Source organism: Chelatococcus sp. HY11, assembly GCF_018398335.1.
Classification (GTDB): Bacteria; Pseudomonadota; Alphaproteobacteria; order Rhizobiales; family Beijerinckiaceae; genus Chelatococcus.
Genome location: NZ_JAHBRX010000001.1, coordinates 961460 through 974647 on the forward strand (window position 1 = coordinate 961460; position 13188 = coordinate 974647).

The 13188-nt window shown below is 63.8% G+C and carries 10 protein-coding genes; 1 reads left to right on the forward strand and 9 read right to left on the reverse strand.

What is annotated here, in order from left to right:
* Positions 1 to 10: 10 nt before the first annotated feature.
* Genes KIO74_RS04680 through KIO74_RS04690 form a run of 3 tightly spaced genes read right to left on the reverse strand, consistent with a single transcriptional unit; the run spans position 11 to position 1096 of the window.
* Entirely contained in the window at positions 11 to 304 is a 294-nt protein-coding gene (locus tag KIO74_RS04680; RefSeq protein ID WP_213330923.1) for a monovalent cation/H(+) antiporter subunit G, read from the reverse strand.
* Positions 301 to 591 (reverse strand): multiple resistance and pH regulation protein F, encoded by a 291-nt coding sequence (locus KIO74_RS04685; protein WP_213330924.1) that lies wholly within the window; start codon positions 589 to 591, stop codon positions 301 to 303. The genes KIO74_RS04680 and KIO74_RS04685 overlap by 4 nt, the downstream gene beginning before the upstream one ends.
* The gene (locus KIO74_RS04690; protein ID WP_213330925.1) at positions 584 to 1096 is read right to left on the reverse strand and encodes a Na+/H+ antiporter subunit E; all 513 of its coding nucleotides are present in this window, start codon (positions 1094 to 1096) and stop codon (positions 584 to 586) included. The genes KIO74_RS04685 and KIO74_RS04690 overlap by 8 nt, the downstream gene beginning before the upstream one ends.
* A gap of 523 nt (positions 1097 to 1619) precedes the next feature.
* On the opposite strand from KIO74_RS04690, the gene KIO74_RS04695 reads away from it, so the two are divergent.
* The gene (locus KIO74_RS04695; RefSeq protein WP_213330926.1) at positions 1620 to 3401 is read left to right on the forward strand and encodes a metallophosphoesterase family protein; all 1782 of its coding nucleotides are present in this window, start codon (positions 1620 to 1622) and stop codon (positions 3399 to 3401) included.
* On the opposite strand, the gene KIO74_RS04700 is transcribed toward KIO74_RS04695, so the two are convergent.
* The 6 genes from KIO74_RS04700 to KIO74_RS04725 all read right to left on the reverse strand — a co-directional run bounded on the left by KIO74_RS04700 (position 3396) and on the right by KIO74_RS04725 (position 12995).
* Positions 3396 to 4463, reverse strand: coding sequence for an AI-2E family transporter (locus KIO74_RS04700; RefSeq protein WP_502762019.1), 1068 nt, complete (start codon positions 4461 to 4463; stop codon positions 3396 to 3398). The two genes, KIO74_RS04695 and KIO74_RS04700, sit on opposite strands and share 6 nt — an antisense overlap.
* A gap of 152 nt (positions 4464 to 4615) precedes the next feature.
* Positions 4616 to 5680, reverse strand: coding sequence for a patatin-like phospholipase family protein (locus KIO74_RS04705; protein WP_502762020.1), 1065 nt, complete (start codon positions 5678 to 5680; stop codon positions 4616 to 4618).
* A 36-nt stretch (positions 5681 to 5716) separates the two neighbouring features.
* Positions 5717 to 7453, reverse strand: coding sequence for a bactofilin family protein (locus tag KIO74_RS04710; RefSeq protein ID WP_249730862.1), 1737 nt, complete (start codon positions 7451 to 7453; stop codon positions 5717 to 5719).
* A gap of 186 nt (positions 7454 to 7639) precedes the next feature.
* Complete coding sequence (locus KIO74_RS04715) at positions 7640 to 8815, reverse strand: efflux RND transporter periplasmic adaptor subunit (protein ID WP_213330928.1); 1176 nt, start codon at positions 8813 to 8815, stop codon at positions 7640 to 7642.
* Complete coding sequence (locus KIO74_RS04720; protein ID WP_213330929.1) at positions 8812 to 11901, reverse strand: efflux RND transporter permease subunit; 3090 nt, start codon at positions 11899 to 11901, stop codon at positions 8812 to 8814. Before KIO74_RS04720 ends, KIO74_RS04715 begins: the two co-directional genes overlap by 4 nt.
* The gene (locus KIO74_RS04725) at positions 11898 to 12995 is read right to left on the reverse strand and encodes an efflux RND transporter periplasmic adaptor subunit (RefSeq protein WP_213330930.1); all 1098 of its coding nucleotides are present in this window, start codon (positions 12993 to 12995) and stop codon (positions 11898 to 11900) included. The genes KIO74_RS04720 and KIO74_RS04725 overlap by 4 nt, the downstream gene beginning before the upstream one ends.
* Positions 12996 to 13188 lie beyond the last annotated feature (193 nt).

Sequence of the window (13188 nt, forward strand, 5' to 3'; positions counted from 1 at the left end):
GACCCTGACTTCATGAGCCGGATTTGCGGCGATGGATCCGGCCCGCGATGAGCTGACTCGCCGTCGCGGCCGAGAGCTGGGCGAGGAGCCAAACGCAAACCAGCTTGAGACCGCCGGAGAGGCTGCCAGCCTGAGGCAGAAGCCCCAGCACGATCAACCCGAGGCCAAGATTATCTGCCTTGCTGAGGGCGTGCAGCCGGCTCAGGGTGTCGGGAAAGCGGAGCAGGCCGATTGTGCCGGCGAGAAACAGGAGGGCACCGGCGGAAACGGCAATAACCGTGAAGGCATCTGCGAGAAGGGTCACCGGCTTTCCTCCTCCGACCCAAGGTTTTCCGTTGGCGTGGTCTCCAGGCCGAGGGTGAACGCCGCACAGGAAAATGTCGCGAACAGCATTAGCAGCAAGGCCGCGTCGTTTGCAGCCGAAACCCCTGATGCGACGCCCAACAGCAAGAGCGCGGCGCCGCCGCCGGTTCCCAGCAACTGGACGGCCATCATGCGCTCGACTGCGATCCGCGCGCGCAGCACGCGGTAAAGGCCCAGCGCGGTCACAGCCGAAATGAACAGCGCCGTTCCGATGAGAAAATCAGCCATGGTCGCCGCCATGGAGCAGAACACGACGGAAAGCGGCCTCGTCGGCCGCGAGCTGCTGTTGCACCGGTTCTCGCAGATCAAGGCAATGGATGAGAAGCGCGCCATCGCCGTCTGAGGCGATCGGCAATTTACCCGGCTGAAGACTCATCACGGTCCTGGAGGCATCGCGGGCCATGCCGGCAGGCAGCGATGTCCGATAGGTCACGAGGCCCGGCGACAGTTCCGGCGGCGTCGTTACGGCACGCCAAGCCACATCGATGCCCGCTGATGCTGACTGGGGCAGGAAGCGCAGGAGAAAGCTCATGATGCCGCGCGATGACAGGGCTCCACCCGGCGGCCAGAGCGCCGTGCTGGCCCAGGTTGCGGCGGCTGCCGCGACGAGGCCGACGGGCAGGTCTTTGAGCGCCGGTCCGATCAGGACCATCCAAAGGGCGAGAAAGCCGATGCCGCGCCTGAAAAGCCTCGGCAAAGTGAGGCGCGCGCCGGGGCGCGTGACCCGCGTCATGCGCCGCCGTTTCTGGCGGCCTGTAATCGGCTCGCGTTTTTCGCGGCTTGCCGCTGGTCCGCGGCAGTCAAGCAGTTTTTAGTTGATGGTATAAGATTATCTATTTTTAGAAGATGCGTAGCTGAAAAGGCGGAAATCGTCGAATTCATAAGCTTTCTCTCGACAGATTCGTTCATTTCGGCCTTCATAAAGGTGAGTCGGACAGATCGATGATGTCTTTTCTGATCAACTATACTGCAATAGAGGAAGCATGCTGGAGAAAATTTCATATTAATGCTTGGTTTCATTGCAGACGGATGGCGGTCAATTCTCGGCTAACTAGCTGAGGTTAAAGTAGCATTCGCTCCGTTTATGGTCATCGGCTTCTTGTCCCACGGCTGTGCCTGGCGTCCCATTCTCGCGCTTCCCCACGACCGGATAAGCGAAAGCCTGTGCAAGATGCGTGGATGTCAGTATGCCAAATCTGGAGAACGGCGAGCGGACGCCGTCGAAGCGGATGAGTACATCTAATGGCCGTTGACCAATGAATCCGATCATCGATCCGCGCGGCGGCGATGCCGAAGATGACGCCTGCAGTTCCAAAAAGCGGTCGCTGTTCGCGATCGCGGGAAGCCTGCTCGGTGAGATCAACCTCCCCAAGCTGGCGCTGGCGTGGGTCATCCTGGCGCTGATACCCGGCGTCCTGCTGGGGCTTGTGCCGCTCATCGCCACCGCGTGGTTCTCATCGGTGTCGGACCGTGTCCACGCGATCGCGGGCATCGGATCGCTGATGCTTCTGGCTCTGGTCGCGGCGATCGGGTGGTATGCCTTTCGCCCACTCTTTCGCGTCGCCGAGCGAAACTTCTGGTCGTTGAACTCTCTGGTGGTGCAACCGGGCTATGCCTTATGTCGCGAGGGGTTGCGCCATCTCGCCGAGCGCTTCCTTTCGCATGACGCCAACGAAGCCCGTCGCGCGTATCTGAGGGCGGCAACCGCGATCGGGGCGGGCGTTCTTGCCTGCGGCGTTGCCTCCGCAATCGCGTTGACCGCGTGGCCGCACACCCGCTGGTCCGGTGGCATGGCCGACCTTGCAGATCCCCTGCGTTTGGTCGTTCCCGCGTTGGCAAATACGGTTTCCGTGATGGCGGCGTATCTGGCAGCCGCATCCCTCACCTGGGGCATTGCCGATGGTTCGATGGACCAGCCGCGCGATCTGGTGAACTTCGACAAGGTTCCCGCCAATGTCCGCAGGTGGCGCGTGGCCCATCTCTCGGACATTCACGTCGTGGGGGAGCGCTATGGCTTCCGGATCGAAAGCGGCCGCGCCGGTCCCCGGGGTAACGAGCGGCTTCACGAGGTCCTGGCGCGGCTCGATGCCGTCCATGCGCGTGACCCTCTGGATCTTCTCCTGATCACGGGGGACATGACCGACGCGGGGCGCTCCGCCGAATGGGCGGAGTTTCTGGATGCCATGGCGCGTCATCCCGCATTGGCCGCGCGCAGCTTCATCCTGCCGGGAAATCACGACGTGAATATCGTCGATCGCGCCAATCCCGCCCGGCTTGAACTCCCCGGCAGCGCCGGCAAGACATTGCGGCAGATGCGAGCGCTGTCGGCCATGGACACGGTGCAGGGAAGCCGCGTGCATGTCGTCGACCCGGCGGAATCGGGACTGGGGGCGGGGTCAGGACTGGGTGTCAGTCTGGCTGAGGCTCTGGAGCCTCACAGAATCCGGATCGCGGCCTTTGCGGATACTGGCGGTTTCCGCCTGTCGATGGGGCTCGGCGACGTCTGGGCGAGGGCCTTCCCGATGGTGTTGCCGCCGGCGGAGGCGGACGGTCTTGGGGTCGTTCTTCTAAACTCGAACGCCGAGACGCACTTTTCCTTCACCAACGCGCTTGGGATGGTCGGTGAAGAGGATATGCGGGCGATGCTCTCGGTACTGGCGCAATTTCCGAAGGCACGGTGGATTATCGCGCTGCATCATCACCCGGTCGAATATCCTATGCCGGCGGCGTTCTCCGAGCGTGTCGGCACCGCGCTGATCAACGGCAGCTTCTTCGTGCGCCAGCTCAAGCCCCATGGCCATCGGATCGTCGCGATGCATGGCCACCGCCATGTCGACTGGGTCGGACGCTGTGGTCCGTTGAAGATCATCTCCGCGCCGTCGCCGGTGATGGAGGCAACGGATAGCGAGCCCACCCATTTCTACATTCATACGCTCGCCGCGGCCCCGGATGGCGGCCTTGCCCTCCTTGAGCCGGAACGGATCGATATGACATCTGGACCGGTTTCGGCCCTGAGCCCCGAGCTGGCGGTTTCATGACTCTGCGACAGGGTTTTCGACCGGGGGCTGTTCCTGCTTTTCGGGAGAGCCGAACAGTTCGGCGATCCATAGGCTCGAGGGGTGCTGGGCGCAGAATGTGAGCAGGGCGATGGTGATCGGCACTCCGATGAAAGCACCGAAGATGCCCCACAGATAGCTCCAGAAGAACACGGAGAACAACACGACCGCCGGTGACACCGAGAGCGCGTTGCCCGCGACGCGTGGCTCGATATAGCTGCCGACGATGAACTGGATCAGGTTCAGGCAGGCGAATACCGCGAAGACAGCCTGCCACGACTCGAAATGCGCCATGGCGAAGAGCGTCGGGAAGACGGTGGCGACGAGCGGGCCGAGGAAGGGGATGTAATTCAGCGAGAAGGCGATGAAGCCCCATTCCTCCGCGAGCTGCAGGCCGACGAGTTTGGCGAAGGCGAAAACCAACAGGCCGGTGATGACGCTCATCCATGTTCTCACCAGCATGTAGCGGCCGATCTTGCGCGCCGTCGCCGTGCTGCCGAGAAGAAGGACCCGGCTGATCTCCCGGTTGCGCATGCCGCGCAGCTTCCGCCCGAAGTCGTCGACCTCCAGCAGGCCAAGAACCACATAGACGAGCACGACCAGCCAGAAGCTCATCGTGCTGTTGAGGCGACCGGTGATCGTCTGTGCCGTGCGCAGGATCCAGCCGACGTTGAAATTCTCGGACCATGCGCCGGCGACGGCCACGCCGTGCCCTTCCAGCCATATTGTGACCTGGTCGTAGAAGGCCTGAAAGCGCGCGGCGTCGCTGACGATCCAGCGGCCGACACGGCCGAAGGCCCAGACAATCAATGAGCCGAATGCGAAAAACGCGACGACCATGACGATGACGCTGATGGCCAGCGCCAGCAGTTTCGGCAGAAAGGCCTGGAGGCTCTTCTGCAACGGCCAGACGAGCGCGATGATGAAGAGCGCGAAGGCGACCGGCGCGAAGACCGAGCTGGCAATGGACAGCGCCGCGACGGTCAGAATAACTGCGATCAGGACCTGCGCGCTCTGGTAGATTTTGCCGGTGGTCATCTGCATTCCTGTCAGGCCTTGGTGGGTCGGGCGGCGGCGCCCGCTTACTGCTAGAGCATCGGACCAAAAGGTGTGTGCGGTTTTTGGACGAATCCGATGCTCAAACAAAGAGATAGAGCGGCAGCGCTGATTCCGTCAGAGCGTCCGCCGCTCTAGTATCAGACCCCTTCGGTCAGTTCATCGAGGTTCAAGGTCGATGTCTTGCCAATGGAATCCCGATGCGCGCGGTAAAAGTTTTCAGCGGAGCGACGCCCCTCGTCGTGCAGCATGGTCAGAAATTCCCATTCCGCGTTGAGCTTCGAGGAATATCCAAGATCGGCCATCGCGTCGCTCGTGATGCGATGCAGGCGCATGCCCGCCCAGCGCGCGCCTTCACCGCTTTCCGGATTGGCGTCCCGGCGCAGCAGCGCCATCATCCGCAGTTCCTTGAGCAGCACCGCATTGAACGAGACCTCATTCAGGCGATTGAGGATGTCGCGCGCCGTGCGCGGCGTGCCGGGACGCTCGACCGGGTTGATCTGCACCAGGATGGTGTCCAGCGCCTCGCTCTCCCTGATCAAGGGCGTCATGGTCGGATTGCCGGAATACCCACCGTCCCAGTAGCTCTCGCCGTCGATCTCCACGGCCTGAAACAGGGTCGGCAGACAGGCGGAAGCCAGCAGCACCTGGGGCGTGATCTCGGCGTTGCGGAAGACACGGCCACGTCCGGTGCGCACATTGGTCGCGGTGATGAAGAGCTTGATCGGACAGTGCGCGAGGCTGTCGAAATCGATGACCTCGGACAGGATGTCGGTCAGCGGATTGGTGCCAGCGGGGTTGAGATTGTAGGGCGAAACCACGCGGGACATCATGTCCATCGCAACGAAGAGCGGGGAATTGTCGAGTGTCCAGCGGCCGAGCAGAACGTCGAGAGGACTGCGCTGGAAGGGGCTGAAGCGGGCGGCCTCCGACACCCTGCGCCAGAACAGATCGAGCGCCTCGCGCGCTCCTTTCCGTCCGCCGGCGACATAGCCCGAGGCGAGCACGGCGGCGTTCATGGCGCCAGCCGAGGTTCCGGAGATGGCGTTGACGTCCAGCCACTCCTCCTCGAGAATCCTGCCAAGGACACCCCAGGTGAACGCACCATGGGCGCCGCCACCCTGCAGGGCGAGATCAATGGTCAACGACGCGCGCACGCCGCCGTCATGCTGGGCTGTCTGGGCCGGTGAAGAAGCTTGGGTCACGTTGTTCTCATCCTGGTTCAACGTGAAGCAGTCCCGTCAGGACGACTTCACCAATCCTGAAAAGCCGGCGACCGCCAGCAGGCTCAGCGCCCAACCGATGACCGATTGAAAGTAGAAGTAGTTTATAGCGATCAGGCCTCCCGGCTTGAGCGGATTAGGGCGCCAGAATGACTTCTGCCCCATGTCGAGCACAGGCAACAAGGTGTCGAGCGAATACATCGACGGATTGAAATGCGGATAGCTCGATGCCTCCCAGCGTTTGCGGAAACAGTCCAGCTGGGTCTGTCCCTTTTCGGCCAATCCCTGCGTCGCCTGGCTCGCTATCAATGAGCGGTGTTCGGTGATCTCGATCCCGCACAGGGTCCATTCCGGCGATCGCAGCACCACAGGGCTGTTGGGCATGATCGCGCCGCGATATTCGGCATAGATGAATACGCCAGTACCCAGCGCCCAGAATACGAAAAGCCAGACAAAGGCCAGCAGGGGTTGGCGGCCATAGGCGAGCGTAACCCCGAGAACGCCATCAGTCGCGCCCAGCAAGGCGCGCCAAACCGGGCTTCGCGCCCTATCGCGCCTCGCACGTCGCTGGAGACGTTCCTTGACGATCAGCACCGCGCGGGCGTCCTCGCCGTGGCCCATGTCGCGAAAGACCGCGGCCAGCTGCTCATAGGGTTGCGGCCAGAAATCCTCCCCGCCTCGTCCGGGCGCCTGGCGGGCGAGCCAGTCAAGGCGGCTTTCGTCGTCGACCGGCCCGTCGATGAAAGCGCCATAGCGGCAGCGATTAAGGAGAAGGTTGCCCTTTTTCGGCCAGCACTGCGCTTCGTCGTGGATCGTTCCTATCGAAGCGCCGGTGAGGTTGAGCATGCCGTCAACCTCGGCGTCCCGCCGCAGGAAGAAGGCGCCCTTGATTACCGCGCGGCTCAATTCCAGGGCACTGTCGCCCGGATTGCGCAGGGTCGCGCCGGAGCAATCAATGTCGCCCTCGATCTGCGAGGCCGTCAGCCGAACCTCGCCTGCGATACGGGCGCTGCGCATGACCACGTTGCCACGGGTCTCGACCGCCGTCGCGTCGATCGCGATGCCTGCCGTGGAGGTGAGGATGGCCCCCGCACAATCGAGATCGGCGGTCAGCACGGCGCCGGAAAGATTGATGCCACCACGGATGTCCGCGCCGCGCGCCAGCATGTTGCGGACTTCAAGGCTGGAAGCCTGCAACGCGTAGCCGCCGTGCGAACGGATGATCGCGCCATCGCATTCGAGGTTTCCGCCAAGGCGGCACTGGATGAGATTGACCTCGCCGTTGATTTCCGAGCCGCGCAGATAGATGCCCCCTCGCGCCTCCAACCGCTCCGCCTGAAGGCCAGGCAGCCGAGAGCCATCGAGAAAGAGGCGGTTGATGATGGCTGCGCGCAGGATTGGCGTGGCCTCGAAGTGGCAATCGTTCAGGCCGATATCGCGGAAGATGCGGCATGCCTCGAGGTCCAGAACGCCGTCGATCCAGGCGCCGGTGATCCGGACGCCTTTCTCATGCGGCCGGCATCCCGGCTCTCCGCCGAGCACGAGGAAGCGCAGAAACGGCGCCCGAACCACCCGCGCGGGATCGGGCTGATCAGGACGTGAACCGTCTCCCAACCGGTCGAAGTCGCCACTGAGCAGCTTGGCGACGACCTCCGCCTCCGCCGGCAGAAGCGGCATGAAGTCATCGAGCCGCGCTGTCGCATTGGCGCGTTGCATGTCTTCGGCGCTCCCGCCGCTGCCCCATTCCATCGTCATGGGATGATCAGCGGCGACGCAACTTCCGCGGCCCGTTCAAGGATGGTGGTCATAGGTGGACAGCCGTCCTTTCGAATAAGCGCAAGCCCATCGGGAGCTCATCAACTGCGGCTGCCGGGCGCGGTCGATGATGGATCGCCGCACCGCCGAGGTCCGCGGCCCGGCGCGGAAGCGGCAACTTCCGGCCTAGGTGGGAGGAACTCCGCGCTTGCCGGATTGTGGATCAGTTGTGGCCGTGCGGCCGCCTGCGGGCATCGGCGTCAGTTGACGCACGCGCTGGCCGGGGTGGAGGGCCTGGATCCCGCCCGAAACGATGATGTCTCCCGGTTCGAGCCCCTGCGAGACGATGACCTGTCCGGGATCGAAGCGCAGGACATCAATGGTGCGCATGGAGACCGTCGACGTCGCCGGATCAACGATCCAGACCGCCGGCGACTGACCTTGCTGGGTCAAGGCACTGGCGGGTATCGCGATGATCGCGGCGGTGGAGAGTTCCAGCCGTCCGACAACCGTCGCGCCCAGCTGCATGGCTTCCGGGGGATTGTCCAGGCCGACCTTGACCGTGAAGGTGCGTGTCACCGGGTCAGCCTGCGGTGAGACTTCGCGCACGCGCCCAGTCGTCGTGACGGTCGGCGCGTCAGCCAATGTCACGAAGACGGTGCCGTCATCGGCCTGTGTCTCCAGAAGCCGGGCGGGAACGTTGAAGACCGCGTCGCGGCCGTCCTCCCGCGCCACCTGGAGAACGACCTGCCCGGGCTGCACGACCTCGCCAGGCTCGATCGTCCGTGCGGTCACGATACCTTCGATGCCGGACCGCAGTTCGGTGAAGCCAAGCCTGTCCTGGGCGAGGTCGAGCTGCGCCTCGGCGTTTTCGAGTTGCGCCTGAGCAGCCTCCTGCGCCTTCAGCGCCTGGTCGAAGCGCGGCCGCGTCGTGAAACCCTGTGCCATCAGCCGGTCCTGGCGCTCGAAGGTGTTGCGTGTGGTATTGACCTCGCCTCGGGCCGCCTGGAGGGCTGCTTTCGCGGCCACGAGCTGATTGCGCTCAAGCGTTGGATCGAGGCGCGCCACCACCTGCCCGGCGGAGACGCGGTCCCCGACATTGACCAGACGCTCCGCGACCCGTCCTCCTATCCGGAACGCAAGCCCGACATTCTTTTCCGCCTGGATCTCGCCGCTGAGCGTGATGTCGCTGGAGAGCTTCCCCGCCTCCACCTTCACTACACTGACGGGACGTCCCTCGGCGGGCGCGGCGGCTTCCTGCTGGCAGGCGCCAAGTGACAAGAGCATCAACGCGGAGGCCATTCCGATGGACAAGCCACGGAAGCGGTGGCCCCTGACCTGATGATTGGATGTCGGGATCATGGCGCCGATACTCCAGCGGTGGACGTTCTTCCCGCGCTCATCCCGCCTTCCGAGGACGTGCCCCTGTTGAACACGGCGACATAGAGCACCGGGAGCAGGATCAGCGTGAGCACGGTCGCAACCAGCAGTCCACCCATGATGGCGAAGGCCATCGGGCCCCAGAATACCGTCGGGGCGATCGGGATCATGCCGAGGACGGTCGAGATCGCCGTCAGCATGATCGGCCGGAAGCGGGTGCTGCTGGCGTCCAGCGCGGCCTCCACGATCGTCTTGCCGCTTTCGCGCTCCGCCTCGATCTGGCCGATCAGGATCACCGCGTTTTTTGTAATGATGCCGATCAGGGCGAGGATACCGAGAAGCGCGACGAAACCGAGCGGTTTACCTGACAGAAGAAGCGCGCCAACCACACCGATGAGACCGAGCGGCGCGATGCTGAGCACGATGGCGAGCAGCCGGAAGCTCCGGAGCTGCGCCATCAGCACCGTGAACATGATCAACAGCATGACGGGCACGACGGCGATGACGGAGGCCTGTGACTTTGCGCTCTCCTCGACGGTTCCCCCGACGGTGATCGCGTAGTCGGGCGGCAGTGTCTTGTTCAACGCCTCGATGGACGGTTCAAGGGCGGATACGACGGTCTCGGGCAGGACGCCCTGCTTGACATCAGCCGCGACCGTCAGATTGGGAATGCGATCGCGGCGCCAGATCAGCGGCGCGTCCAATCCGTATTCGAAGGTGAGAAACTGCGACAGGGGTGCCGAGCGCCCTCCGGGCAGGGCGACCTGCATCGTCCGCAGCGTCTCCAGGGAAACGCGGTCGGCGTCCTGCGCGCGCACCACCACGTCGACAAGATAGATGTCGTCACGCACCTGCGTCACGACCGTTCCCGACACCACCGCATTCAGCGCTGAGGCCAGCGCCTGGGAGCTCAGCCCAAGACGGCGCGCCTCATCCTGATCGACCCGCAGGCGCAGTTCCCGCGACGGCTCGATCCAGTCGAAATTGACCTGCTCGGCCTGCGGATTGGCGGCGATGACCTGCGCCACCTTCATGGCGATCGAGCGAACCTCCGCGATATCCGGTCCGCTGACGCGATATTGAACCGGCCAACCGACCGGGGGGCCGAGTTCGAGCGGATAGACGCGGGCGACGACGTTCGGAAAGTCATTCGCCAGCATCTCCTCCAGCTTGGCCTGCAGCCGTTCGCGGGCCGCGACGTCCTTGGCGACGATGACGGCCTGGCTGAAGAAGTCATTGGGGAGCTGCGCGTTCAGCGGCAGATAGAAACGGATCGCGCCGCGCCCGATGTAGCTGCTCCAGCGCTCGATATCCGGATTGTTCTTCAAGGCCGCGTCGAAGCGGGAGACGAGATCCTCACTGGCGTAGATCGACGCGTTCTGCGGGAGCGTCAGGTCGACGAGCAGCTCGGGTCGATCGGAGGCCGGGAAGAACTGCCGTGGGACGAGCGGCATCGCCAGTACGGACAGGGCAAACAGCACCAGCGTGACCGCGATCGTGACCCAGCGGAGCTTGATGGCGCCGGACAACAACTGTCGGAAGGTCCGCTCCACACGTCCTGGCTCGGCTTTCGTCGCCTTGCTGTCGGGGGCCTTCAGCATGGCGACACCGAGCACCGGCGCGAAGATGATCGCGACGAACCAGGAGACCACCAAGGCTATGCTGACGACGGCGAAGAGGGTGAATGTGTACTCGCCGGCGGAGCTTGCCGCGAAGCCGATGGGTACGAAGCCCGCGATCGTGACCAAAGTCCCCGCCAGCATCGCCATGGCGTATTTTTTGAACGCGTAGGTCGCGGCCTTGGTCTTTGCCTCGCCGGCCGCGAGGCGTGTCACCATCGCGTCCGTCGTCGTCATGGCGTCGTCGACGAGCAGCGCCAGCGCGATGATGAGCGCGCCCAGCGAGATACGTTGCATGTCGATGCCGCTGACGAGCATCACGGCGAAGACGACGGCGAGCGTCAGGGGAATGGACAGCGCGACGACAAGACCCGGGCGCACGCCGAGGCTGATGAAGCTCACGGCCATGATGATCGCGATGGACTGCCAGAGCGATGTCATGAAATCAGCGATCGCATGATCGACGGTCACGGCCTGGTCGGCAACCAGCCGCGGCTCGATGCCGAGCGGCAGATTGCTTGTTATCTCGGTCATCGCGTTCTTGATGTTCTGGCCGAGGGCCAGAATGTCGCCGCCGTCTCGCATTGCGATGCCGAGGCCGATCGCTTCCTGACCATTGACGCGGAACATGGGCTGCGGCGGGTCGGCATGGCCACGTCGCACCGTGGCGATGTCGGCGAGGCGTACCATGCGATCGCCAACGGGGAAGTTGACGTTCATGAGGTCCGCTTCGGACTGGAATGCTCCCGAGACACGCAGAGAGAGCTTCTCGTCCTCGGTCTGGATGACACCGGCGGGACGCACCACGTTCTGGCTTTGCAGGGCGGCGAGCAAGGTATTGCGGTCAATGCCGAGATTGGCCAGTTCCCTCACCGAGAATTCCACGAATATGCGCTCATCCTGGGCGCCGATGATCTCGATCTTGGAGACATCGGGGACCAGCAGGAGACGCGAACGTGCCGCCTCGACATAGTCTCGCAGTTCGCGGCCGGAAAATCCGTCCGCGGTGAACCCGTAGATGATGCCGAAGGTATCTCCGAACCGGTCGTTGAAGAACGGGCCAACCGTGCCGGCCGGCAGCGTGTGGCGGATGTCCGCGACAAGGTTACGGACACGATACCAGGTGTCCTGCACATCGCGCGCCGGGACTGCCTGGTCCAACTGGACAAAAATCGTCGTGACGCCCGGCGTCGTGAAACTGCGCACGGTATCGAGACCGGGCGTCTCCTCAAGCTGGCGCTCGAGACGCTCGGTGACCTGGGTCAGCGTATCCTCGATCGTCGCTCCCGGCCAGGCGGCAGAGACGACCATCGACTTGATGACGAAGGAGGGATCCTCGTTGCGGCCAAGGCGCTGGAAGGCGAACAAGCCCGCGGCCACGGCGACGATCATGAGATAGATGACGACGGAACGGTTCTTGAGCGCCCATTCGGAAAGATTGAAGGTCATCGTGTTTCCGTTCCCGTCAGCCGCACCTGCTGGCCATGGCGCAACTGATTGACGCCGGCCGTGACGACGATATCGCCCAATGAGAGCCCTTTCCCGACCAGGGCGGTCGCTGGATCAGCGCTGACGATGTCGAGCTTGCGCATGGAGACGGTGAGTTTCTGGGGATCGACGATCCACACGCCGAATTCCTGTCCCTGTTGCTTCAGGGCGGTCGCCGGTATCGCGATGACCGATGCGTCGCTGCCAGCGATCGTGCCTGAAACCGTCGATCCGAGACGGAAGGCTGGCGGCGGGTCGGACAGTCCAACCCTTATCCTGAAGGTTCTTGTCACCGGATCCGCCTGGGGTGCGATCTCACGGACACGGCCGGAGACGGTGACGCCGGGATCGCTGGCGAGGGCCACGCGGACGGGTGCGTTGGGGGTGAGCGAGCGGATGACGTCGGCAGGCACCTCGAAAACCGCGTCGCGCCCGTCCCGCCGGGCAAGTTCCACGATCATGCGTCCAGGCGTGACGACCTCGCCCGGTTCGGCCCCGACCCTCGTGACGACGCCCGGCGCGTCAGCCTTCAGGGTGGTGAAGCCGACGACATCCTCCGCCGAGGTGACACGCGCCTGGGCCGCATCAACCTGCGCGCGTGCGGCCGTGCGGCCCTGTTCGGCGAGCTCGAAATCGGCGCGAGTCGTCACGTTGCGTTCGAGGAGGTGACTCTGGCGTTGAAACTGGTTCTCCGCCTTGCGCAGGAGACCTTGGGCCGCCGTCAGGGCGGCGCGCGCCGAGCGCAGATCGTTGAGCTCATTCTCCGGATCGAGGCGAGCGACGACCTCACCCTCGCTGACTGTCGCGCCGATACCAACGGTCCGTTCCGCCATTCGTCCGCCGATACGGAATGACAAGGCTGCTCTGTCCTGAGCCTCCACATGCCCGGTGAAAATCGTATGTGCAGCCTCTGGCTGCTTTTCGACGGTAATGGTGCGGACGATCCGGACAGGCGAAGGAGGCTTGGCTTCCTCGCGCTGGCAGGCAGCCAATCCAGGCAGGATGACCACAAGGGCAGCGGCCAAGAGGTGCTGGTCTTTCCTGCGCGCTGTCATGCCGAGGGCTTTTCCTGTGTGTCGACGGTCACGTTTCGAAGCACCGCTTCCGTCCATCCGCTTGTCGGGAAGCATTGTCCCGGCGAACCGTTCGGATACATCACATTACTTCCCCTGACAGCTGTCGGGCATGGCCCACAAAAGCCCAGGCGCCGGGCGAGCGCCATCGCGCCGCTTTTTTTGAAAGCAGCGA